The following is a 22,439-nucleotide window of genomic DNA, read 5'->3' on the forward strand; positions in this document are numbered from 1 at the left end:
CCCTCATTTCATGGTATCGACCAATGGAATAATTTATGTCACAATTGGATGAAATCGTACAATTGCTACGAGAAATCAACGACAAGCTGTCCTGTACGGCGCATCACATCCTGCCAGTAGAAAATAGGAGCAAAGGATGGACCGTTGATGAACTGATGACCCGCATGGCTGTGGTGTCAAAACTAGGAATCTCTGAACGGACCTACAACCGATGGGTCAAATCTGGAATCCTACGGCCCATTTATTTGGGCAACAAGCATTACTATCGCGAGGAGGACTTACAAGAAGCCATCAAGCGAAGTATTGACAATGGGATGATTTGATCGTCTCCTTTTTGAGTGAGGCTGGTTCGAAAAGGAGCTGGCCTTTTTCTGTTTAGGTTGCGTTCGTATGTTGCCCATTCTTTGGTTATTTTTTGGTGTTCGGTTGCGTATTCATTGCTGTTTATCTGCTTATTCTCTGCTGTTTCTTTGCCGGTTCTCTGGTGTTTCTTTGTTAATTTATTGCTTATCCTTTGGTCTTGCTAGGGGATTGGCTTAGGTCTGGTTTGGTATTTGTCTGCTATGTAGTTGCCTTTTTTTTGTATATGCTATACTTTTTGTTTACCCTTTCTCTGGTATTTCTCTGCTATTTGTTTGCTTTTTCTAGACCCTTTCCTTGCCTGCCGAGCAAAAAAAGAGCCTGGCGTCGGCCTATTAATGGCAAACGATTCCCTATTTAATTGCGTTGTTTGTTCCTCAAATAAGCGGCAGACCTGCATACGATTTTTGGAATAATTTAATTTTATTGTCGCTGAAAATGGCATTTTAAGTCAAATGATGCCAGATGACGCCATTTCTCGTCTTTCCTTTCCTTTGCGAACTACCTTAGCATCATGATATCGGTATCGTGGCAGCCTGCAGCGTCACATAGGATAAAAATTTTAAAAAATTAATATTATGGCAAGATTCATAAAAGGAATACACGGATCCTACCAGGGTAAGGTGGGAAGTATCGTAGGGAGCTCCTGGCGAGGTATAGACTATGTTCGTTCGCTCCCAAAGAAGAGTTCAAAAGCTGCATCAGAAGATCAGATGGCGCAACGGATGAAGTTTGGGATGACAACCAGTTTTCTCAAATCCATCAAAGACGTGTTGATGCTGGGCTTTTCAGATAGCAAACAACGGAACAAGACAGGTTATAATGTGGCGTTTCAGCAGTTTATCAACAATGCCTTTGTAGGCTCTTATCCCAACTTTACTATTGATTATGCTGCGGTCAAGATTGCGAGTGGAGGATTAGCTTCTTTAGTAGGATTACAGACTGTTGAGGCATTTCCTAAAGTGCTGTCATTAAGCTGGGATCCGATCGGCAATCGATTTAATGCTTTTGATGATGACCAAGTGCTCGTGCTCCTATACGATCAGGCAGATAATCTCTTTTTTGCTTACGAAGGTGCAACAAGGCTGGATAAAACCATGGATATAACCTTGCCCGACAGCTATACAGGCAAGACAATAGTTGGTTGGACGTTCAATATTCATCGGGATGGTGTGACCACCTCCGGTAGTCAATATTTGGGTGAGTTTGTCTTAACATAGACCATCTGCATGTAGGAGGCGCTCCATGAGGAGCGCCTCCTTTTTAAAGCGAAGTTTTTATAAAATATCTAAAAGTATTAAAAATGCAAATAGTACAAAAACAAATGGTCACCGATATCGAGGATATCTATTGGCCATTAACAAATAGGCAGCTGCTCGGCATAATGCTAGTCGGTTTGCTCGTATTTTTTATTTCAGCAGGCCTTTTACTCCAGGCGATAGATCCCACAGCCGGTGTATTGGATATCGGTATCCTATCGGTCTTGCTCTTTGCTATCCTGACTGGATTGCTTGTTATCTACTGCTGCTACTGGTTGCAGGAAATACTCTGGCAGCCTTTTAAAATCTTTCGTCAGGACCTTAGTTATCACTTTAATCAATTGACATCATGGCAACAATGTATTCTTTATTTTTCGGTGTTCTTTTTGTCGCTGTTCTCTTTGTTGGCGGTGTTGGCAATTGTTCTATAGAGCGAGAAACGGTAGAAGATCAGCCCAGGTCTATGGCTATGGGAGCCAGACCTGGGCATGATGGACCAATAGTGAGCGTCCGCGAACGCATTATGGATATCGCCATAGGAGAGATCGGTATTACGGAAGCAACAGGCAATAATGATGGCGCTAAGGTGGAGGAATACCTGGCCTACACAGGTCTAGATATAGGGCATGCCTGGTGTGCGGCGTTTGTGTCATGGTGTTACGGAAAGGCCGGACTGTCAGCACCACGAAATGCCTGGAGTCCGGCACTATTTCCAATGGCTCGGCGCTATACCAGTCAGCAGATAAAGCGGGGGAGCATTCGGGCGGCAGATCTATTTGCGATCTATAATCAGCAGCTCGGACGGATCAACCATGTGGGGATCGTCCAGAAAAGAGAAAGAAGTTTTATACTGACTGTGGAGGGAAACGTTGCAAACAGGGTATTGTCCAGGCGGCGGCCAATCGTGACGATCTATGCGTTTTCAAATTGGTTGGAATGAGGGGAGGGAGGTTATGGAAATAAAACCAACTTGTATTTTGTCTATACTCATTGGCTTGCTTACGCTGACTTCATGTAAGATCTATGAAAATAAACAGCGCGATAAACAGGAGGAAGCAGAATTGGAATGGCAGAATCTAGAACAGCGGCAGCGGCTATATACCTTTCGGCAGGATACACTCTCCCGCTCATGGTATTTTTGGACGGACAGTACTTTTCGCTTTCATCCGGACAGTGGACTGTTCGCGCAGTCAGGGAGGCTGCTAGGACATGAGTCAACAGGCAGTAGGAGCAGACATCTGCAAGACCTTACCCGCAAAAATGAACAGGGAAAACAACTGGAGACCAGGCATGAAAAGAGCCGTAACACGCTGTTATCTACGAAATACCTTTGGAGTGTTGGCTTTGTCTTGATCCTGTTTCTCCTCTGGAGGCGGAGCAGATTTCGTTTATAGGTTTAGAAAGCATTGCAGGATGGGGGCGGGCCTGATACGGCACGCAAACTAAAAACAACTACCGCTGCCATTTACGCTTCGGTAGTTGTTTTTCTAAAACTTTAAGCTTAGATTGCTTTATTGTCGCGCATCATTTTGATGATATTATGTGCTTCCAGTTGTTTACTAAGCTGAGTGTTGATAAGACTATGTACATGTTGTGAAAGTTCATTCGATCCTTCAGCAAGGGCTGTCTGATAAGTCGATTTGAAGGCATCTTCTCCTTGTTCACAGGTTTCCAGCAAACTTCTTTCGTCGTCACCGGTGATATTTACTTTTATGCCCATCCAAACCCGGAAGAGCTTGCCGCTAAGCATTGTACTGTCTGTAGGTTCCTTGCCTTCCAGTTCCACATAGGGTTTCAGTTCTGCGATAAATTCATTTGATTGTTCAATGTACTTCTGAAATGTCGGTAGCAATTTATCTAAACCATGACTGGTAGCCAGATCAATTGCTTTTCGGTAACCTTCAATACGGTCATTATTAATTTTGATAATGTCATTGATGATTTCGGGATTATTGATGTTGTTTTCCATAATACTGTTATTTGTTATCATTTTTATTTATTGAAAAAACAGCCTCTAACCAACGATCGTTTGAAAAATCCAAGATTTAGGTATTTAATTCACTCCCCGTATTTAATACATTTTTTATTGTCCGGGAATAAATGCACGAATATTAAAAGAAATACTACGAATGTTAAATGGCTTCCTATTTCAGGGATGAATATTTTTATATTTAAAAAATTCATTTATTTCTTTTATGAAAAAACACCTCTTACTCGTACTAGTTATGCTAGTAAATACAATAGCGATGGCGCAAAATGCTGCGTCCGAGAAACATTTGCACAAAGCATTTGAAGCAATAAAAAACAGTGATGCTAAGGCGTTCAAAACATTGTGGCCCGACCAAAAAACATTTTCCGAAATCATGATCAGCAGTGGTGATTTTGATGCCCGTACCTCCGGCCCAATCGAGCTGTACAACGAAAGCAGATATTATAAAATGATGGGAAAAATACTGGAAGATTTTTGTGACGTTAAGAATGGGGAAATCAACTGGCAAGATTTATACATCCAAGAAATTAAATCCGATAACAATAAAGCCGAAAATTCTGAAGGGATTATAGAATACAGCGGTTTTATCTGGGTCAAAAGCAACAGGAACAAAGAGGAGAATTATGTCTTGCGCTATGTTGATTTAATTCAATTCAAAGAGCAATGGTACGGCGGTTTGTTTAAAGATCTGAAAGCCTTCGATGGTAATTTTGAAGATTTTGTTAGCGCAGAAGAACCGGGCGACCCTATCGCTGCTGAAGCGGCAACTGTTGCCGTAGAAGCGGCGGCAGCAGCGGCTGATAGCGCTGCAACTTTAGTCGAATTACCATTGCTAGAACAAACAACTTTCTCAACCACCATTAATGGTCGAAAGATGATGCTGAATTGGAAAGTAAATGGTTGGAAAGAAGATCCTTCATACGATCAAACCACTTATCAATATCAAAACAACGAGGAGCAATCTTTTGCCGAAATCGTAACATTGGAAAACGGCTATGTGCTATTGATTGAAGAAGATCGCAAAAACTTTTTCCGAATTAAAAATACATATGGAAGCTTGAGCGGATTTTGGTTTTCTACACAAGTAGGAAAAGAAATTCCAGTAACTTTTGCCAATACCGAAGCGAAAAAATAGAAGAAAAATCCTGTTGAGGACCGCCCAGCTGGGAAGTCCTCAACAGATAAAACGCTACAGCTCATCCTGTCAACTTCGATCTCCATACGTGAAAAAGGTAAACCAACTATTGTCACCAACCAATTCCGCTACTACCAACACGAAAGAGTAATCCTTGAATCTATCTGTAAAAGTTAGTTGTAAAATAAAAAATATAAAAAGACCAAGAAGACGACAATTCCTTTTAATACTTGTCTAATAATTGACAATGCAGTTGTTAGTTGATTTTTTACCGTTTGTTCTGAAAGATTTAAATGCTGTGCAATTTCCCGTACACTCAAGTATTCTTCGCGGCTAAGACGATAAATCTCCCTGACTTTATTGGGCATTTTTGATAAGGCGAATTGGATATTCTGTTGCAGCTCCTTTATTTCGACTGATTGGTCGGGATCAGTGAATGCATGTTCCATTTTTGACAGATAGGAGGCGTATTCTTCTCGCGTGTTATTCTTCCGATAATGATTCAGGATTCTTCGATTTAAAGCACGAAAAAGGTAAGCGCGTAACGATTGATTAATAGTCAGGTCAGCACGTTTTTCCCATAGTATAAATAAACAGATCTTGAATCAGATCTCGGGTTTCTTCAACGGATTGTAATTTTCTCGAGGCATATTCAATTAGCGGTTCAGCATAGAGCTCATAAATTCTTGAAAATGCATCATTGTTACCAGTTTTAAAAGCAGAAAACAGGTTAACGTCGCTTGTGCTTGCATTCATAGGTCTATATTTAGATGCTGAAAGGTAAAAAATAAAACGAGAAAATAATTACAATGCCTGTAACATTTTTTAATTCAGAGAAATTGGAAGTATTTTCGCCTGAGCTTGAAAAAAAAGTGAAAATTAAATAGTACTACTTCTGCAGTTAGGTGTCTTATATCCAAACCGAAGATTATAGACCTTATGAGCAACAGCGATTTTGAACAGTTATTAATCCGATATGAGGCCGGGAATTGCACAAAAGAAGAAGAAGTGTGGATCGAAAACTGGCTGCAGGAACATGATATACCTACAGGACAGATCTGGACAGATCTGAAAGCGGAAGAAAGGCAACAGTATTTAGATGGCCTTTTTCAGCATATTGAACAACACAACAATCCCCAGTCAGTAGGCTTGCCTGGAAAGCCTAAAAATAATGTCGTCAGATGGCTGGTCATTGCTGTTGCCACTGCAACGGGATTTTAAGGATATCCGCCTTTTTCTTGCCCAGGCCAATAATGCCCGGCTCCGGAATTTGACCGACGATGAACATGAAATTGCGATCGTCAAGTTTAGAACGGTATTGGAAAAGGAACGGTTAAAAAATCTTCGATGGAAATATGTTTTCTATGAAGAGGATGATCACGGCACTGTGCCATTGCCCGGCAACAATGATGGCCTACGTTTTATATTTGAATCTTATCGCTGGAACTTCAGGGATGCGTTAAAAGATCCGGCGGCCATTCGCAGGCATTTTGATAAGGTCTCTGCAGCGCTAAATTATCCGTTTCGCCCAACCCAGTCTTTGTTTCGCAAAATAATTGCTATTGCACGGGAGCGTAGTAATGATGCGGTGGTGAATCAGCTTCAAGAGCTGCAGCAGACTTATTACCCTAACACTAACAAAAGCGGTTAACTTAAACTCCTTTTTATCCCCTTAACTTAGGTTGGATCAGTTTCTACCGGAAAGATATGCTGATACCTGTTTTTAGCTTAAAGAAATGAGATATAATTGTGATATAGTTGTGATATCATAGTTTTTGATCCTTAAGATATTAAAAGGCAATTTTGTATGGCGTTTGAATATGGTCATTTCTATATTTCAATGAATATGATGGGGAACAAAAATTAGCGAAAATTACCCCTCATATTATTGAAAAACGATAGTATTGTTTGAGAAAAAAAACGCTATTTTCGTGCCCTAGAAGTTAGTGATATCTTCCTTTAAATTAATGATAACCTAATAACCTGATGAAAAAGCAATTTCTATTTTTAATTTTATTGTTATTTGCACTTAAATCAACCGCTAAATCAACTGTAAGCGATCAGCAGAAGCAGGCGGTGGAATCGCTTTTAGCACAAGCAAAAGAATTTGCTAAAGCGGGAAAATTGTTGCCTTATATAGAGACTGCAATAAAAGCGCTTAATTTGGCCAACGAAGCGAATTATGATGAAGGGAAAGCAAAATCAGGCTCTTATATAGCTGAAGGTCTTGTAACTGCAGGGCTATTTAAGGAAGGACTGAAACAGCTGGATCGTATTGAAACCACAGACTATTATAAGAATGAAATTTTCATGCAATCTCAGGCCTTACTCATACGAGGGAGAGCCTATGGTGAGCTCAATCTGAATCAACAAGCCCTTCGAGTGCTCCGTCTGCAACAGGGGCTGATCAAAAAACTGACAGGCGAACAACAGGTAAAATCCTACCAGTTTAATTATGAACATTTATCAGTCGTTTTTCAGCGCATGGGGCAACTGGATTCTATGCAAAAATATACCGAACTCCAATTAGCGAACCTGAAGGTCTTTCAAGAGAAAGATGCGGCCATGCGTTATCAAATTGTTTATGAAAACCTGGGAAAGCTATATGTTGATAGAGGTGATTTCGCGAAGGCGCAGCAATACCTTGACAAATCACTGGAGCTCATGAAAAAATATAAAATTCCTGTCGTTCTGAATACCTATGGTACCTTGGGTCTTTTGGAGAAAAAGAGAGGGAATTTAAAAAAAGCTGCTGCTTTCTATGAGGAGAGCCTAGCAAGAAAGCGGGCAGCTGGTAGCAGAATTGGAATGAAAAATTCGTACCGGGCGCTGGCCGATTTTTACCGAACAACTGGCTTGGACAAAGCCAAAACTGACCACTATGAAATGGCTTTTAGCCGGCTCAATGATTCCCTGGAAAATGAAAATAGAGCGGTCGTCGATCAGGTGCTCAGCATGATTTTAAAATTGAAAGATCAGGAATCGGATACTAAGGTCTCAAAATCGGTTACTGTCTCTGTAATCATCCTGGCGGTACTTATTATTGCCATTGCGTTTTTTGTATGGCGCGTAAGGCACAACCGTAGGCTGTTGGGACAAAAGGAAGAGGAACTGCAGGAAACAGAAACCATTAATAGGGAGCTGACGGAGCAGATCGGCGAAAACAAATTCAATAATCTGATCGACCTGGCCAAAAGTAATAATCCGGAGTTCCTGACATTATTTGCTGAACTCTATCCGCAGTTTATCCAAGCCTTGAAAGCCCTTGACCCCAATATCAGAACGACAGAGCTGGAGTTCTGTGCCATGGCTTTTCTTAATTTTTCGACAAAGAACATAGCGGAATATACCTTTGTCACTGTCCGGGCTGTACAGGTCCGCAAGAACAGGTTGCGCAAGAAGCTTGAAATTCCTTCGGACGCAGATTTTAATACTTGGATGCGTGGGTTGGCAGAGAAGGTATAATCAGGAAAGTGGTTATCATAGGGTAATTAAATGAAAAAACATTTGATATTTTTCATATGAAAATAACGAGAAGGAGAAATTCACTTCTTCTCGTTATTAATAATCTTTTCTGCTAGAAGTCTTAATTTCTTGCAATTTCTAAAATTGAACCCATAAGGTGGCCATTTTTCTATCATTGTAATGAAACCTGGAATTTACAATCGCCTGGTTGTACTTTAACTTCTGTAGCTTTAGTTCTCAATAACCCTACGTGATAGCCCGCTTCGCCTTCCGCTACGGGTTTTCCCTTCAGGATTTTAGTTTCAGATTTAATTTTAGGCGTATCATCTATTCTTGTTTCCGGGGTGAGGTTGTCATCTTTTTTGCAAGACTGTCCTAAAATAATCAGCGCTGATGCAATAACTAGAAGTCGATTTTTTCTCATGTTTTTAATGATTAAATAATTTTATAATAGATGGATTTTAAGTTTGTTGTTACTGACTTTATTCTTTTTATTATAAGCTTGAAAAATATGAATCTTGTTGATCTATTCCGAAGAGCTCATTCTTTTACGATTTATTATAATATATGGCATTGATTTAATGTCTGATAGCCAAAGATAATAATTCTATTTTAAATTAACAATATTCTTTAGGAGAGAGTAGGCGCTCGGGTGAAAGGATTTTTCTTTATCCTTCAATTCGCTTATCTTGCCGGTGCCCCTATCGATGCTACTGATACCTTTATTATAAAATAAGGCCAGCATCTTACCCCGACCATTGTCGACGATCTGGTTGGCAAAATCTTCCAAAAGCCCATTCGCTTTACTAAAATTCTTGCTTGCTATAATTGGTCCCTTTGTTTCCAATAGTGTATTTCGGTTGACAACAAATATCCCACCCATGTAAGAGGCAATCCACAGATTATCCGCCTCATCCTCCAGAATATCGTACGCCCACTTTGCATTTCTCCTTCCACTGGCATCCACGATCGTAAAGTTTCTGAATTGCTGGCTATGGACATCAAAAACATTCACTCAGCCGTCAGAAGCAATCCAGTGGTGGCCTACGATGAAAATGGAAAAGCCACAGATGAGAAGATTGTACGGACAGCTGGAAAACCGTACCAGATAAAAATGGAGACTGTGCGCGGCACTATTGCTGCAGATGGCCGCGCATTGGCTTATATTCGTGTTAAGGCAGTGGATAAAGATGGAAATTTGTGCCCACATGCAGACGGGCTGGTACAGTTTGAGGTAAAAGGAGCCGGTACATTCAAGGCCTTGGCCAATGGCGATCCGACCAACCTCGAGGCTTTTCATAAGCCACAGATGCACTTGTTTAACGGACAGCTTACACTGATCGTGCAGGCTGCCGAAGAGGCGGGTAAGATCCAGGTACAGGCGCAAAGCAAAGGCCTAAAAAAAGATGTATTGCTTGTCAATGCCGTTGCCGCGCCTTAAGGACTGGGTTTTAGCCTTGGTTAGGATTAATGGGGTAAAGGCGAACGTCTACTTATGTAGCAATGACGGTAAAACTATTCCGTGATCAAGTCAATTACTTTTTCAGGATCTAAGTCGTTGTTTAACCAGATGTCTTCGATGGTCGCTGCACCTTTAATAGATATCCCATGGGTTCCAAATCTTGTGGACGCTGCAGAATAGTCGACCCCCAATACCTTGAATGCGTCATGAATAGGTGCTTTTATCACTTTGTTGATAATGGTGATGTCTATTAGCGGATTCATTACTTCGACAACAATGAGTAAGGCCGATTGCAGTAGCTACCTTCATAGGGATGATTGAATACAATTGCTGTTCTCATTTTGTACGGTTTTATTACTACTCAAAAATGAGAATAATTTTCACCGTTGCGCGATAACAAATGTTAAGAAAGTAATAAGCGTCGCCATGGCGCGATTATTCAATTTGTATAAGCTTTTCACTGAGATATTGGTCAGCACGCTGATCTCTTCATAGCTCAGTTCTTCAAAATATCGAAGAAAAATAACTTCTTTCTGTTTGCCGGTTAATTGTTCAAGTGCCTGAATCAGTTTAAGTGCATTGCCTCGTTGTTCCTCGGTAGCGATGTAGCTGGACTCCACATCGTAAGTCAGCTGGAAATCATCATTTTCGCCAAATGAGGTCAGCCTCCCGTTACGTAATTACGTGTTTAATAAGCTGTTCTTAAGTGCAACCAGTAGATAATGCTTCGGATTGGATATGACTTTTAATTTATTGCGATTTTCCCAAAATTTGATAAATACTTCCTGGATAGCATCTCTGACATAATCTTCATCTTTTACACGTCGCATACCATATTCGTACAAGCTGGGCAATAGGGCACGATAGATCTGCTCGAAGGCCTTTTTATCGCCCTCAATAAAATCATTCCAACACAGATCTATGATCGTATTACTCATTTCAGCGTTTGCGTCAGTTAATGAAATAGATTATCGCTTTTCAAAAACAGTAAAGATTTAATAACATTAACACAAGCCTGCGTTTAAATAGCACACTATCGTCAGTAGATTGTCAATTCCACTAAAAACTTGGTTTCAAAAGGCTTGTTTGGCTACGAAATTATGAATTTGACAAGATTTATAGATAGCTTTTAAAGTTTTTTAAAAAAAATAAAACTATTTTGATCCTGATCGTGTTCGTTAATAGGATATGTATAAAGAATAATAAGGTATACGTAGGATTAAAGGATAGTTTTTTTTAAGGTCGGAACAGCAATTGATCCGGCCTTTTTTGTGCTAATATCCTGACATTGCGGAACCGATTGAATGGGACGATTTAAGATCGGGGCAGGGGCTTTGCGCTTTGATTTGTTATTGTTAACTTTAGGCCAAAGAACCTCAACTTGATAAATCTGCTTGAAAAACACCCCTAATACAACGGAATCGGAGATACTGCTTCGCCTGAAAGCAGGGGATGAACTGGCATTGCAAGAGCTGATGAGCAGATACAAGGGTCCTCTGGCTGTGTCGATGTCGCGTTTGATCAAATCTCGGGAAGATATCGAAGAGCTGCTGCAGGAACTGTTTTTGCGGGTCTGGAGAAATAGGGACAACCTGGATACCGAACGCTACCGAGGTTACCTGTATAAGATCGCTGAAAATCTGGTCTATGACCGGTTACGTAAAGCCACACGTGAAAAAAGGCTGTCTGTTGATTATTTTACGCATATTATTGAAGCTTATTCCCATATCGAAGAGGGGATCTTTGGCAAGGAGATGCTCGAAGTGCTACAGCGCGGCATCCAGCAATTGCCTGAACAGCGCCGAAAAGTCTTTGAGCTTTGCAAAATAGAGGGCAAGAGCTATGAAGAGGTTAGCCAGCTTTTGTCCATTTCAGTCTCAACTGTAAATTCACATATCACCAATGCAAATGCTTCTATAAAGGCTTATTTTAAGCAGCATCCAGAATTAGCTTCGATGGTATTGACTGTATTTTTCTTTGCGAATATCGCCCCGGATATATTCTAAATTTCCTTATTTTAATTTTCTTTGCGGACAGCCTCGGCGGCGACGAACTAAGTCCTGATACCACATCTTAATTTTTTTTGCATTTTTTTTCAGATCGCTTCATTGGTTTGTTCATTCTGTTCGTATTACTAATAAAAAGAGCTATGCAAACTTCCCGTTTTTCCGAATTGTTCGAAGGCTATCTGGCAGATAAATTGACTCCAAAGGAAATGCTGGAGCTGGAGGGATTGATAGCGGACGAAAATAACGTTGCGCAGCTGCGCCAGCTGATCGGGGAGGAATTCAAAAATGAGCCTACTGCAGTACAGCAGCTTGATACTGACGATAACTGGTTGCATGGACTGGAACAAAAGGTCTTACAGACGATTCAAAAGCCCGAGCCAGCAAAAATAATAAGCTTTCACAACAAGTGGGTGCGGCTTGTCGGCACGATTGTCCTGCTGGTGGGACTGGGACTCACCGTGCGCTATCTGGTCGATAACGATACCGGGGCACCAAAACAGGCTACTGTTTTACCGGGTGGAAATAAAGCAACCATCAGACTGGACGATGGTACACAAGTGAGCCTGAGCGAAAGTCAGTCTGAAATTGTACTGGGCAAGCAACTGGCTTATGCAGATGGATCATTGGTCCAGGGGATAGCTGCTGAGAATGTGAGCGGACGAAATATGATCATTGATGTCCCGAAAGGAGGTACGTATAAAATTGCGCTTCCTGATGGGTCAAAAGTCTGGCTCAATGCGGATTCACGTCTGCGGTATATTGTTGATCGGGCTGACGAAGCGCGCAACTTGGAGCTAGAGGGGGAGGCTTATTTTGAAGTTGCGCACCGATATAGGTCAAAGGGTAAGGACAAAATACTGCAGCCTTTTGTGGTACGTACCCCGGGCCAGACCATCAAGGTGCTGGGTACCTCGTTTAACGTCACGGCTTATAGCGGTGAGCCAGATCGGACTACCTTGATCGAAGGAAAGGTGGAGCTGTCGCTGCCGGATGGGGCAAACAGACAATACCTAAAACCGAATCAGCAAGCCCTCATCCAGGGAAGAACGATCACGATCGCAGATGTCGAAAGCTCAGGTTTTATCTCCTGGAAAGAGGGTACATTCAATTTTTCGGATGAATCTCTTGATATCATACTAAACCAGGTGGCGCGCTGGTATGATATTGATGTTGACTTTACCGACCCCAGCTTAAAGAAATTGAAATTTGAAGGTATAGTACCCCGCTATGAGAAGCTGGAATCATTGCTGAAAATCTTGGAAAAGACCAGCGATGTCAGATTTGAGCTCAAAGGCAGACTGCTGCATGTCAAGAAAAAATAAAAGATAATAAAATACAAACGATAATAAGAAACCTGAAAACCAGATTGCCTATGAAATAAAACGACGAAAGAAAATGAAAGAGAGCGAACCGGGCAATAATCAGGGGCGTTTGCGGCGCCCCCGATCAATACTGTCAGTCGTGATCAAAACTATCTTGAACAACACATTTTAATACCTAACTAACCAACACAAATGTATAAAATAAACAAGAAAGATGTACATTGGTTTCCTAACCTGACCAAAACGTGTATTATGAAAATATCAATTACCGCTATTATTTGCAGTGTGTTTTTTGTGCACATAAGCGCCAAGACGGCCGCGCAGATGGTGACGCTCAGGCACACAAAAATGACACTCAAGGAAGCCTTTAGGGAGGTCAATAAACAGACCGGCTACCACTACATCTGGTCCGCACAGCAAGTGGAGAGCAACAGAAGCATAACCGTCAATATTAAGAATCAGCCACTCCAGGAGGCCATCCAGTCTATCATACGGGGGTTGCCACTGACCTATGAGCTTGAGGGCAAGCTGATCATTATAAAGGAACAGCCGACCTCTGTCGAAAGAAAACCAATCGTTGTGCAGGATGAAATGAGCGTTCGTGGACGGGTGACTGATTCACTCAATAATGGTCTTTTGGGCGTGACCGTTAAAGTGCTTTCGGCAGATCTGAAAATAGTGAAATACGCCAGCAGTAACGGCAGCGGAGATATTTATATCGAGCACGTGCCCAAACAAAGCTATCTGGAGTTTTCATTGCTGGGCTATCTGCCACAGCGGATAAAAGCAACTGAAAATCTGGGGACGATCCGCTTGCTGCAGCAGAGCCAGTACCTGGAAGAGCTGGTGGTGGTGGGCTATATGAATAAGAAAGCCTCTGAAGTGACAGGTGCCGTGCAGCAGGTCAGCGGGGATGTCCTGCGCAGCAGTGTCACCTCATCCAATGTCTTGTCCATGTTAAAGGGGAAAACCACGGGCTTGTATATCACGGAGACCTCTGGCGAGTCCGGCGCAAAAGGCCAGGTGGTCGAGCGGGGGCAGTCCTCCATGACGACACCTACCAACAACTATTTGGGACCACTGATTGTGGTCGACGGGATAATCACCAATTACCAGGCTGTGCAGGATGCTGTTAACCCAGCCGATGTGGAAAATATTTCGATACTGAAAGACGCTTCTTCGACAGCCATATATGGTTCGCGGGCAGCACAGGGTGTGATTGTCATTACAACCAAGCGGGGACTGTCGGGCAAGAGTGCTGTCGACGCGCATATACAATATGGAATTATCCAGCCAAAACGCGATTTGCGCTTTATGAATACAACCGAGCTCATCGGTTTTATGGATCAGCAGATGCGCCGCTATTGGGAGCAGACAGAATCTATCCGTAAGACTTTTCCTGATGTAAATGATTTTATCAGAGAACGCCGTGTGTATACCGATGCAGACCGTTCCCGTAATTTTAACTGGGAAGACGCTATTTATAGCAACGGCAACCTCCGGAATACCGAAGTCAGTGTCCGAAACGGTACTGAAAAGACGAAATTCTATGCCGGAATAGGTTGGTTTAAAGAGAATGGGGCGTTATATGACAATTCTTTTGACCGTAAGAGCTTACGGGTTAATATTGATCATGCTGTATCGCGCAAATTTCACGCAAGTATAAACCTCAGCACCATCGTGGACAGAACATCAAAACGCAACGGCGTTCCCGAACTGTATATGATTCAGCCTTTTATGTCGCCCTATGATGACCAGGGCAATTTGCTGGATAGTTTGCTGGTTAGGCAGTCGAGCAACTATGGGCCGGTCACAACAAGCTGGATGCAAAATTTCCTTGCCGAAACGGATTATGACAACACACGCTTGACGAATGTGCAAAATCACCTGGGTAGTTTGCGCTTGCGCTATGATATTTTGCCGGAACTGAGTATCCAGAGTACCAATTCAATCAATTATATGGGCACGAATATCAACTCCTATTTTGATCCAAGATCATTTTCGGGGAGATATGGCGGCTTCCCTTATTTATTCCGGCCAGGGATGACCGTACCCAATGGAAGCCTGGATCTGGACGATACAAAAATGGTCGACTATCTGACATCCAATACCTTGAATTACCGGAAAAATTTTGAGCAGCACAATCTATCCGTATTGATGGGGCAGGAGTGGGGCAAACGCACAACAGAGCTGTCTACGGTCAATATGAACGATCTGCTTGCTGGCGAAAGAAATATGGGGGCGGCAAAAAGGTTTGGTAGTGCGGTAGACCTAGCATATTCGCGGCCCTATTCACCCGTCGGAGCTTATCGGGAAAGAGCAACATTTTCGGTTTTCGGACAGGCCGATTATAGCTATAGGCAAAAATATCTGGCCTCAGCGTCGGTCCGCACAGATGCAACGACCAATTTCGGACGGGACAAAAGGTATGGTACTTTCTATTCCTTGAGTGCAGGCTGGATGCTGTCTTCGGAAGATTTTCTAAAAGATGTCAAAGCAATAAATTCGCTCAAATTGCGTGCTTCGTATGGAACGTCAGGGCGCGATCTTGGGGATGGTTATTTGAATACAACCTTCTATGCGACAGGAAATGGTAGCACCCTGTTTCGTTATGAGCAGGAAGGAAATACCGGTGTCCGCATTTCGCAGCTTGCAAATCCCATCATCTCTTGGGAGACGCTATACAATACCAATATTGGGGTAGATGCACTATTATTTGGCCGTTTGGGTATCACCTTCGATATGTATCATAAGCGAAGTGATGGACTGCTACAGAATGTGCAATTGCCTTCTGCCCAAGGTTCTCTGGCGCAATACCAGAATGTAGGGCAGATTGTCAATAAAGGTCTAGAACTGATTCTAAATGCACATCTGATCAAATCAAAGGATTTTAACTGGCATAGTAGCCTTAATTTTAGCATCAATCAAAATAAAATCACGAAACTGTATCAAGATTCGCTGCTGGATGGTTATTCGCTCGCTTACTACCGGAAGATCGGTGACGATATTAACGTGATCAAGGCTGTAGAATATGCCGGTATCAATCCGGATAATGGCAATATGCAGCATTACAACTTTGTCAATGGTGAAAAAGCGATTGTAGAAGGAATTGGAGCCACGAGCGACTTGCGCAACTGGCAGCCAGTTGGCTCAGCTACACCAAAGTTTTTTGGCGGATTTACCAACACTTTTCAATATAAAGCATTTACTCTAAGCGCAGAATGGTGGTTTCAGTATGGCAATTATCTGATGATGAGTATTGTCAATAATTTCCAGAGTCCGATATTGCCAAGACAGGGCCGCAATAATATCGCGTTCGGCGAAAACCAGCATGTCTGGAAAGGACCTGGCGATACAAAGGCAAACTATCCGGATATATTCAGCACGGATCCCAACGCCTGGTCTACACTGAACTACCGCTCGTCAAGAATATGGGGAAATGGCAGTCACGCCAGGTTGCGCAATGTACGATTGGCTTACGCATTGCCCCAGAATATCCTAAAAAGTATAAAAATGACAAATGCGACTGTCTACCTCAGCGGAGACAATCTGCTTGTCATTAAAGACAGCGGTTTTGTCGGGGCGGATCCGGAGGGCGCCGCACTCGGTGGAAATTCTTTTGGTGGCGTAGGCGCAGGTTTTGCAAATCCACGACGTTTTTTACTGGGGGTTCAAGTTACGTTTTAATTATTTACAGATGAAAATCAGAACTATATACCGATATCATAGAAATAGAAGTCTTTATTTTCTAGTTAGCATGCTTGTTGTAGGATTGACAAGCGGCTGTAATAAGCAGTTGGATGAGCTTCGTCCGCATAACGTTATTTTTGAGGATATCCAGTTTGAGCGCCCCGAAGGCTATAGCAAGGCTGTTGTGGGTACGTATAACCTGGTTGCTGGCGGTGCGGTAGCATCTTCCTTTAATTATAATGATATGCTCATCTTCCTCTCGGAGGCAAAGGGCAACACGATCAGGGCACTAGATGCTGAGGTGAACAAGAATACAGATGTGTTTGACTATGTCAACTCCAGTACAAAAGATCGTTCGCATACCTACGAGTTTTGGCGCGGAAGTTACACGCTGCTGCTGCACCTCAACAAGATATTGGGCCATGTGAAGGCGGGTGAAACAAACACTGAAATCTTACAGGCAAAAGCCGATGCCTTATTTTTACGGGCTTATGTCTATTTTAACCTAGTACGTCTCTATGGCAAACCTTACCATCAGTCACCCGGTGAATCGCTGGGCGTTATGCTTATCCTAGATGACAAAATCAGCCCAGGATTTGCACCGAAAAGAGCTTCGGTGGAACAGGTGTATGCGCAGATCATTAGCGATTTGGAAACATCAGCTCCTTTATTTGCCGTAAAAAAATCAAACAGCTATGGCAGCAAATATGCTGCATATGCGCTGCTGTCCAGAGTATACCTGTATATGGGTGGAACGGTCGATAATCCGGTAGCCAGTGCCAACCAGAAGGCCATAGAGTATGCAGACAAAGTGATCAAAGAAGGTGGTTATCAGCTTTTGCAGGGTCAAGCTTATGTCGATTATTATAAAACCAATAACATAAACAACAAAGAGGATATCTTTGCGGTGAATATAGACTATTCACAGGGGCTGATCAGCAATTATTTTGCAATGCCCTCACGGATAGGTTATACTGGGGGCTTATATCGCCCTTCTCCTTATTTGTTGTCCTTGCTGGAGGCTGACGACAAGCGAAATAGCTTTTATATCAGTAATGTAACACCGGGATATCCCGAGGATACACGGGCCGTTTCAAAATATATGATCCGGTATGAATCACTTTATACTTTTTCACCCTTCCGTTACCTACGTCTGGCTGAAATGTACCTTAATCGGGCTGAGGCCTATGCAAAGCTAAATAATGCGGCCGCTGCATTGAGCGATGTCAATATAATCAGACAACGGGCAGGACTGGCTGTTTTATCGGGGCTGGAAGGGAAATCGCTGCTTAATGAAATCCTGAAGCAGCGCAAGCTGGAATTGGCATTTGAAGGGCATGCCAGCTACGATGAATTCCGAAATGGCCTGCCCATGGTGCGAAATTATAAATCTGGCAGTTCTGCTGAACTGAATATCAGTCCGACCAACAAAAAAATAATGATGCAGATACCGGAAGAAGAGATCATCGCGAATCCTAACCTGGTTCAGAATTGAGTTAATAAATATGAATTTTCATAACCATTTTAAATTTAGCAGTAAATGAAAAAATACATCTTAAGCATAGTGTTGTTGACCAATTTATCGTTGGTTGCCCTAGGGCAGCAGCCTTTTGTATTGAAGGGCGAGACCATTCATGTTTCATCGCCCTATGTCTACCTGGGCTATCGTAGTGGAGATGGAAGCAAGCATACCCTGGACAGTGTAAAAATTGAACATAATACCTTTGTTTTTAAAGGCACCATCGAAGAACCAGTGATGGCTTATCTGTATATTAACCGTAACAACAGGGGCATGGACGATCCAAATGCGGTAAGTTTTTATTTGGAACCCAAAAAGATGAGCATCCGACTTGAAAAAGACAAATTCAAAAATGCCCTGATCAAAGGTTCAAAATCACAGGACGAATGGGCGAAACTTGATGTTCAAAAAAAAGCCATCCGGCAGGAAATGGAACCTGTGCTTGACGAATACAGTCGTTTGAATAAGCGATACATGGACGCGGATGCCGAACTGAAGCTTTTGGAAGCGAAAGTGAAAAATTTGAAAGAAGAAGCCTATGATTATAGGGAAAATTTTGCGCCATTTAATGAACGGATGGCCAAATTGGATGTAGAATTTATACAGAAAAATCCAGATTCATACGTGAGTTCTTTCCTTATGCAATTTATGACAACAGGTGCCGATCTGGACAAAATTGAGGGGCTATATAACAGTTTGTCTGATCAGATCAAGAATAGCGGTTACGGCAGGGAGATTGCAGGAAAGATTCATGGCATCAAAAATGGTTCGCCGGGAAGCAAAGCATTTGAATTTGAGTCTACCGATATCAATGAAAAGATACTTAAACTTGCTGCATTCAAGGGTAAATATGTGCTGCTGGATTTTTGGGCGAGCTGGTGTGTACCTTGTCGTAAAGGGAATCCGCATTTAATAGATCTGTACACAAAATATAAAAGCAAAGGCTTTGAAATTATTGGTGTTGCGGACGATGATCGGAGCCAGGCTGCTTGGCACAAAGCAGTAGATCAAGATAAAATCGGTATTTGGAGACATGTACTTAATGGGCTAAAGTTTGAAAACGGAGAATTCGATAGATCCAAATCCATTTCTGTTCACTTTGGCATCAGCACATTACCGACCAAGATTTTGATCGATCCAGATGGTCTTATTGTTGGCCGCTATGCAAGTGGATCCGAAACGGATACTGAACTGGACAAAAAGCTGGCTGAGGTATTTGGAGCACAATAAAAATTGCCATTAAAGAGCCTGCAAAACATGGGAAGTGCTGCCTTTTTTATTGATGTACGCATTAAATAGTCTGTCTGCCTCTATTCAGAGGCAGACAGACTATAAGCCTTTATAAGGTTTTTTAGCGGCTTCTATCAATTCTTTCATTTCCAATTTGATATAGTCCACGTTGGGCGTGGATCCAGTAAGAAAATATCGGATATTTCCTTCCTTATCAATAATAAATTTGGCCGGGATACCATTGACACCGTATTGAGCTGCCATGACTTTTCCTGTCTGTGGATCTTTTTGATCATCGTACAGCACCTCAAACGGATAGTTGTTTTTTGTGATAAAGGAGACGACATTTTCTTTGTAGTTCTTATCCCGCTCCCAAGTGTTCATAAATAGGAATTGTACTTCTTTATCGTTCGCGTAAGATTCTTGCGCAGCCTTCATTCCCGGGAATGAGCGTACACAGGGCTGACACCAGGTTGCCCAGAAATCCAAAATCACAACTTTTCCTTTTAAACTGGCCAAGGATACCTTTTCACCCTTTAGATTGAGCAGTTCAAAATTGGGGGCCGGTTTGAAGGTGGCCATCTCTTTGATATGGTTGCGGATGTTTTGTGTTAATTCCGTTTTCAGGGAAGCATTGAACTGCTCATAGCCTTGGGCTGATCCGTTCAATTCGGTATATAATCTTTTAAGATCATCTTCAACGGCAAACTGCCCTTTGGCATATAACTTTGTTAAAATATTATATGCCTCAAGCTTTCTGCCGGTTCCCATCAGCGATTTATAGTATACCATGGCTAAACCATCCGCTTGCTCGGGCGCTGCTTTCAGCGCATTTTCGATATATTCGACAGCCTCAGGGAATTTTTTTTGTGCAACAAGGATATTCACATAAGCCGACATCGAGCTGGCATAACCCATCGCTGCAAAGCGGGCTTTGTTGTCCTTTTGTTCTTCCGGTAGCGTGAGGTAATAATAGCTATCATCCATTGCTGTCTTCAAAAGTGGCGCAGCGGTAGTCGTATCGCCTGACTTCAGGAGAATCTGACCAACTGGAATATAACCATTTCCACGCCAGAACCGTTCTTTCATCTCGCCCAGGTAATGAATAGCCTTTTGTGCATTTCCATCATTGGCAAAACTTTGTGATAGATTTGCCAAAACATAGTCATAAGTCAGTGGCTCTTGACTGAAATTTTTAACCGGCCATTTTTTGATCAGTTCAGTATACGCCTTTTCTTTCGCCGTTGACGTGCCTGCATTGTAGAAGACATCTGTGATAAAAGCATCACGCGTGATAGCGCCCTTTGGGTATTTTTTCTTGGCGATATTTTCAACGATCGTCATTTCGTTTTCTTTGTCCAGCGAACGGAGAATATTGATGGTGGAATGATAGTCCGTTTCTGTTTTGTAACCTTTTACTTCTGCGAGTAATGCTTTCGCTAAAGAATCTTTTTGTACTAATGTGCCCTTCTCAATAATGGGAAGGTATTGTTCGTATCTATTCGCTGTTTGTTGTTGCGCATAACCTACTGTCGTTGCGAGCAAGAATGCTAGTGTTAAAGCTTTTACTTTCATGGTTTTTTGTTTTATTTTTCAACATTCTGTTTAATAGACCCGTTGCCCGGATTCTCTGTTGCTCCTAATGGAAAGGGCATAATCCAGAGGTGTGATGTTGGGCTCAGTTGGACCGTCTTGCCGTCGATCGTTTTGGTCAGTGTGGTCGCAAGCGTACTTTCTTTGTTGAGGCGTTTGTAATCTGCAAACGGGATAATGGAATGAATCAGCTCATTCTGTTTAAGCCGCTGTATTTTTTTTATAGCATCAGTGGTATTTTGTGCGGTCAGGGCGGTATAATTTGCCGCAAGGATCCTTGTCTTGCGGACTTTGTTGACAAGATCCATTGCCTTTAGGATATTTCCCTGACGTGCCTGACATTCTGCGGCAATCAGATAAACTTCGACAGTCGTCAAGCCCTGTGTGTTATAGAATCCGGTCATTGTGCTGGTATAATAGGTGTTGGGCACGACCGTACGCAACTTCCAGCGTGCAGCGAATTTACTGTCTCCCTTTTCAAATCCAGCTGCGCGTTCTACCTGCAGGGATAATTCCGCAGCAGTATAGTTTGGTGATTGGCCATGTCTGAAATAGTAATTCTCGACATAGGCAAAATCCATGGGCGTCTTTTTCAAGGCATAGTTCGCAGGCTCTTCGATCTGCGATTTATTGGTATTATAGTAAGCTGTCCAGTCATAAAGTTTGTCATTGTATTCCAGTGCTTTTTCGCTATTTTCCAACGCATCCTGATAGTTGTCCATTTGTAAGTAGATACGTGCCAATAATGCATAGGCCGCTCCTTTGCCCGGATGCAGGATCGTCAGTCCCGTATTAGGTAGGTTAGGTAGGGCACTTTTGATATCATTGATCATGTAATCGTATATTTCAGCGATAGTGACCTGCTTTGATGGAGCGGCTATATCTGCACTTTCAATCAACGGAACCGATAGCAATTGCCCCGCCGTTTTACTGTCATAATCCGCAGCATAATAATTTGCTAAGGTATAATAACTGATGGCCCGGAGTACCTTGGCGGTAGCCATCAGTTCATCACGTTGTTGGGCTGTGGCCTCCGTCATCGTCTGCCCATGCTCTAGGATCAGATTGCAGACAGATATGCTCGAATAGGCATAATAGTAGGTGCCTTCATCGGCATTGTTATAGACCTTCCGGTCCTCTTGTTCCTGCCAGTTATAGTTGATATCCCATAATTTATAATAGTTAAGGTTCGCCGGGGAGACAAAACGATCATTGGGCAAAATAATAGCCTGGAGGATAGGAACCTGATGAACAGTTGCTTCATCGCGCAGTAGCGCCTCAAAATCCGCATAGGTTTGCGGGATTTTTTTGCCTTTGGGTAGTATATCTAGATATTTATTGCAGGAAGCGAAAAACAGAACTGGTATGATCGCAAGTAGGTATATTATCTTTTTCATAAGAATTT

General features: G+C 42.4%; 24 protein-coding genes. 15 read left to right on the plus strand and 9 right to left on the minus strand.

Going from position 1 to position 22,439, the window contains the following annotated elements; translation table 11 throughout:
• The first annotated feature begins 35 nt into the window (after nucleotides 1-35).
• From LC454_RS00445 to LC454_RS00465, 5 genes are all read left to right on the plus strand, one after another.
• Nucleotides 36-323 carry a helix-turn-helix domain-containing protein gene (locus LC454_RS00445; protein WP_223577932.1) on the plus strand — a complete coding sequence of 96 codons (288 nt, stop codon included), beginning with the start codon at nucleotides 36-38 and terminating at the stop codon, nucleotides 321-323.
• 615 nt (nucleotides 324-938) lie between these two features.
• On the plus strand, nucleotides 939-1,580 hold the full coding sequence (locus LC454_RS00450) for a DUF6266 family protein (protein WP_223577935.1): 642 nt from the start codon (nucleotides 939-941) through the stop codon (nucleotides 1,578-1,580).
• Between the two features lie 83 nt (nucleotides 1,581-1,663).
• Nucleotides 1,664-2,050, plus strand: coding sequence for a hypothetical protein (locus LC454_RS00455; RefSeq protein ID WP_223577937.1), 387 nt, complete (start codon nucleotides 1,664-1,666; stop codon nucleotides 2,048-2,050).
• A complete protein-coding gene (locus LC454_RS00460; RefSeq protein WP_223577940.1) occupies nucleotides 1,969-2,559 on the plus strand; it encodes a CHAP domain-containing protein in 591 nt (196 codons plus the stop codon). Before LC454_RS00455 ends, LC454_RS00460 begins: the two co-directional genes overlap by 82 nt.
• Complete coding sequence (locus tag LC454_RS00465; RefSeq protein WP_223577942.1) at nucleotides 2,534-3,013, plus strand: hypothetical protein; 480 nt, start codon at nucleotides 2,534-2,536, stop codon at nucleotides 3,011-3,013. Before LC454_RS00460 ends, LC454_RS00465 begins: the two co-directional genes overlap by 26 nt.
• A gap of 107 nt (nucleotides 3,014-3,120) precedes the next feature.
• On the opposite strand, the gene LC454_RS00470 is transcribed toward LC454_RS00465, so the two are convergent.
• Nucleotides 3,121-3,588, minus strand: coding sequence for a PA2169 family four-helix-bundle protein (locus tag LC454_RS00470; protein ID WP_223577944.1), 468 nt, complete (start codon nucleotides 3,586-3,588; stop codon nucleotides 3,121-3,123).
• A gap of 256 nt (nucleotides 3,589-3,844) precedes the next feature.
• Here LC454_RS00470 and LC454_RS00475 point away from each other — a divergent pair, with 256 nt between their 5' ends.
• Nucleotides 3,845-4,744, plus strand: coding sequence for a hypothetical protein (locus LC454_RS00475; protein ID WP_223577946.1), 900 nt, complete (start codon nucleotides 3,845-3,847; stop codon nucleotides 4,742-4,744).
• Between the two features lie 173 nt (nucleotides 4,745-4,917).
• Here LC454_RS00475 and LC454_RS00480 read toward each other — a convergent pair whose 3' ends face one another.
• Complete coding sequence (locus LC454_RS00480; protein ID WP_317196245.1) at nucleotides 4,918-5,343, minus strand: sigma-70 family RNA polymerase sigma factor; 426 nt, start codon at nucleotides 5,341-5,343, stop codon at nucleotides 4,918-4,920.
• Nucleotides 5,344-5,683: 340 nt separating this feature from the next.
• On the opposite strand from LC454_RS00480, the gene LC454_RS00485 reads away from it, so the two are divergent.
• The 3 genes from LC454_RS00485 to LC454_RS00495 all read left to right on the plus strand — a co-directional run bounded on the left by LC454_RS00485 (nucleotide 5,684) and on the right by LC454_RS00495 (nucleotide 8,209).
• Nucleotides 5,684-5,965 carry a hypothetical protein gene (locus tag LC454_RS00485; protein WP_223577948.1) on the plus strand — a complete coding sequence of 94 codons (282 nt, stop codon included), beginning with the start codon at nucleotides 5,684-5,686 and terminating at the stop codon, nucleotides 5,963-5,965.
• Complete coding sequence (locus LC454_RS00490) at nucleotides 5,916-6,395, plus strand: hypothetical protein (RefSeq protein ID WP_223577950.1); 480 nt, start codon at nucleotides 5,916-5,918, stop codon at nucleotides 6,393-6,395. The genes LC454_RS00485 and LC454_RS00490 overlap by 50 nt, the downstream gene beginning before the upstream one ends.
• A 335-nt stretch (nucleotides 6,396-6,730) precedes the next feature.
• Complete coding sequence (locus LC454_RS00495; protein ID WP_223577952.1) at nucleotides 6,731-8,209, plus strand: tetratricopeptide repeat protein; 1,479 nt, start codon at nucleotides 6,731-6,733, stop codon at nucleotides 8,207-8,209.
• A 172-nt stretch (nucleotides 8,210-8,381) separates the two neighbouring features.
• Here the strand turns inward: LC454_RS00495 and LC454_RS00500 are convergent, their stop codons facing one another.
• Nucleotides 8,382-8,633: a hypothetical protein gene (locus LC454_RS00500; RefSeq protein ID WP_223577954.1), complete on the minus strand. Its 252-nt coding sequence runs from the start codon at nucleotides 8,631-8,633 to the stop codon at nucleotides 8,382-8,384.
• Nucleotides 8,634-8,816: 183 nt separating this feature from the next.
• Nucleotides 8,817-9,224, minus strand: coding sequence for a hypothetical protein (locus LC454_RS00505; RefSeq protein ID WP_223577956.1), 408 nt, complete (start codon nucleotides 9,222-9,224; stop codon nucleotides 8,817-8,819).
• On the opposite strand from LC454_RS00505, the gene LC454_RS00510 reads away from it, so the two are divergent.
• A complete protein-coding gene (locus LC454_RS00510) occupies nucleotides 9,204-9,650 on the plus strand; it encodes a hypothetical protein (protein ID WP_223577965.1) in 447 nt (148 codons plus the stop codon). The genes LC454_RS00505 and LC454_RS00510 overlap by 21 nt on opposite strands.
• Nucleotides 9,651-9,724: 74 nt before the next feature.
• On the opposite strand, the gene LC454_RS00515 is transcribed toward LC454_RS00510, so the two are convergent.
• The 3 genes from LC454_RS00515 to LC454_RS00525 form a co-directional block, all read right to left on the minus strand.
• Entirely contained in the window at nucleotides 9,725-9,934 is a 210-nt protein-coding gene (locus LC454_RS00515; protein ID WP_223577967.1) for a hypothetical protein, read from the minus strand.
• Between the two features lie 117 nt (nucleotides 9,935-10,051).
• Entirely contained in the window at nucleotides 10,052-10,291 is a 240-nt protein-coding gene (locus LC454_RS00520; RefSeq protein ID WP_223577969.1) for an RNA polymerase sigma factor, read from the minus strand.
• 60 nt (nucleotides 10,292-10,351) lie between these two features.
• A complete protein-coding gene (locus LC454_RS00525) occupies nucleotides 10,352-10,609 on the minus strand; it encodes an RNA polymerase sigma factor (protein WP_223577971.1) in 258 nt (85 codons plus the stop codon).
• Nucleotides 10,610-11,065: 456 nt separating this feature from the next.
• Here LC454_RS00525 and LC454_RS00530 point away from each other — a divergent pair, with 456 nt between their 5' ends.
• From LC454_RS00530 to LC454_RS00550, 5 genes are all read left to right on the plus strand, one after another.
• Nucleotides 11,066-11,677, plus strand: a complete 612-nt coding sequence (locus LC454_RS00530) for an RNA polymerase sigma factor (RefSeq protein ID WP_223577974.1) — start codon at nucleotides 11,066-11,068, stop codon at nucleotides 11,675-11,677.
• Between the two features lie 143 nt (nucleotides 11,678-11,820).
• A complete protein-coding gene (locus LC454_RS00535) occupies nucleotides 11,821-13,002 on the plus strand; it encodes a FecR family protein (RefSeq protein WP_223577976.1) in 1,182 nt (393 codons plus the stop codon).
• A 252-nt stretch (nucleotides 13,003-13,254) separates the two neighbouring features.
• A complete protein-coding gene (locus LC454_RS00540) occupies nucleotides 13,255-16,689 on the plus strand; it encodes a SusC/RagA family TonB-linked outer membrane protein (RefSeq protein ID WP_223577987.1) in 3,435 nt (1,144 codons plus the stop codon).
• 10 nt (nucleotides 16,690-16,699) lie between these two features.
• Complete coding sequence (locus tag LC454_RS00545) at nucleotides 16,700-18,187, plus strand: RagB/SusD family nutrient uptake outer membrane protein (RefSeq protein WP_223577989.1); 1,488 nt, start codon at nucleotides 16,700-16,702, stop codon at nucleotides 18,185-18,187.
• A gap of 45 nt (nucleotides 18,188-18,232) precedes the next feature.
• A complete protein-coding gene (locus LC454_RS00550; RefSeq protein WP_223577991.1) occupies nucleotides 18,233-19,441 on the plus strand; it encodes a TlpA disulfide reductase family protein in 1,209 nt (402 codons plus the stop codon).
• 99 nt (nucleotides 19,442-19,540) lie between these two features.
• On the opposite strand, the gene LC454_RS00555 is transcribed toward LC454_RS00550, so the two are convergent.
• Both LC454_RS00555 and LC454_RS00560 read right to left on the minus strand, forming a co-directional pair.
• Nucleotides 19,541-21,016, minus strand: a complete 1,476-nt coding sequence (locus tag LC454_RS00555) for a TlpA disulfide reductase family protein (protein WP_223577993.1) — start codon at nucleotides 21,014-21,016, stop codon at nucleotides 19,541-19,543.
• Nucleotides 21,017-21,027: 11 nt separating this feature from the next.
• Nucleotides 21,028-22,431, minus strand: a complete 1,404-nt coding sequence (locus LC454_RS00560) for a RagB/SusD family nutrient uptake outer membrane protein (protein ID WP_223578003.1) — start codon at nucleotides 22,429-22,431, stop codon at nucleotides 21,028-21,030.
• Nucleotides 22,432-22,439: the final 8 nt, after the last annotated feature.

It is taken from the genome of Sphingobacterium sp. GVS05A (assembly GCF_019969845.1).
Classification (GTDB): Bacteria; Bacteroidota; Bacteroidia; order Sphingobacteriales; family Sphingobacteriaceae; genus Sphingobacterium.

Coding starts and splice junctions, on each gene's coding strand:
- LC454_RS00460 (WP_223577940.1), top strand. CDS start 1,969: ATGGCAACAATGTATTCTTTATTTTTCGGTGTTCTTTTTGTCGCTGTT.
- LC454_RS00495 (WP_223577952.1), top strand. CDS start 6,731: ATGAAAAAGCAATTTCTATTTTTAATTTTATTGTTATTTGCACTTAAA.
- LC454_RS00535 (WP_223577976.1), top strand. CDS start 11,821: ATGCAAACTTCCCGTTTTTCCGAATTGTTCGAAGGCTATCTGGCAGAT.
- LC454_RS00550 (WP_223577991.1), top strand. CDS start 18,233: ATGAAAAAATACATCTTAAGCATAGTGTTGTTGACCAATTTATCGTTG.
- LC454_RS00455 (WP_223577937.1), top strand. CDS start 1,664: ATGCAAATAGTACAAAAACAAATGGTCACCGATATCGAGGATATCTAT.
- LC454_RS00540 (WP_223577987.1), top strand. CDS start 13,255: ATGAAAATATCAATTACCGCTATTATTTGCAGTGTGTTTTTTGTGCAC.
- LC454_RS00470 (WP_223577944.1), bottom strand. CDS start 3,588: ATGGAAAACAACATCAATAATCCCGAAATCATCAATGACATTATCAAA.
- LC454_RS00555 (WP_223577993.1), bottom strand. CDS start 21,016: ATGAAAGTAAAAGCTTTAACACTAGCATTCTTGCTCGCAACGACAGTA.
- LC454_RS00515 (WP_223577967.1), bottom strand. CDS start 9,934: ATGAATCCGCTAATAGACATCACCATTATCAACAAAGTGATAAAAGCA.
- LC454_RS00485 (WP_223577948.1), top strand. CDS start 5,684: ATGAGCAACAGCGATTTTGAACAGTTATTAATCCGATATGAGGCCGGG.
- LC454_RS00445 (WP_223577932.1), top strand. CDS start 36: ATGTCACAATTGGATGAAATCGTACAATTGCTACGAGAAATCAACGAC.
- LC454_RS00450 (WP_223577935.1), top strand. CDS start 939: ATGGCAAGATTCATAAAAGGAATACACGGATCCTACCAGGGTAAGGTG.
- LC454_RS00525 (WP_223577971.1), bottom strand. CDS start 10,609: ATGAGTAATACGATCATAGATCTGTGTTGGAATGATTTTATTGAGGGC.
- LC454_RS00465 (WP_223577942.1), top strand. CDS start 2,534: ATGCGTTTTCAAATTGGTTGGAATGAGGGGAGGGAGGTTATGGAAATA.
- LC454_RS00510 (WP_223577965.1), top strand. CDS start 9,204: ATGGACATCAAAAACATTCACTCAGCCGTCAGAAGCAATCCAGTGGTG.
- LC454_RS00545 (WP_223577989.1), top strand. CDS start 16,700: ATGAAAATCAGAACTATATACCGATATCATAGAAATAGAAGTCTTTAT.
- LC454_RS00475 (WP_223577946.1), top strand. CDS start 3,845: ATGCTAGTAAATACAATAGCGATGGCGCAAAATGCTGCGTCCGAGAAA.
- LC454_RS00500 (WP_223577954.1), bottom strand. CDS start 8,633: ATGAGAAAAAATCGACTTCTAGTTATTGCATCAGCGCTGATTATTTTA.
- LC454_RS00490 (WP_223577950.1), top strand. CDS start 5,916: ATGTCGTCAGATGGCTGGTCATTGCTGTTGCCACTGCAACGGGATTTT.
- LC454_RS00560 (WP_223578003.1), bottom strand. CDS start 22,431: ATGAAAAAGATAATATACCTACTTGCGATCATACCAGTTCTGTTTTTC.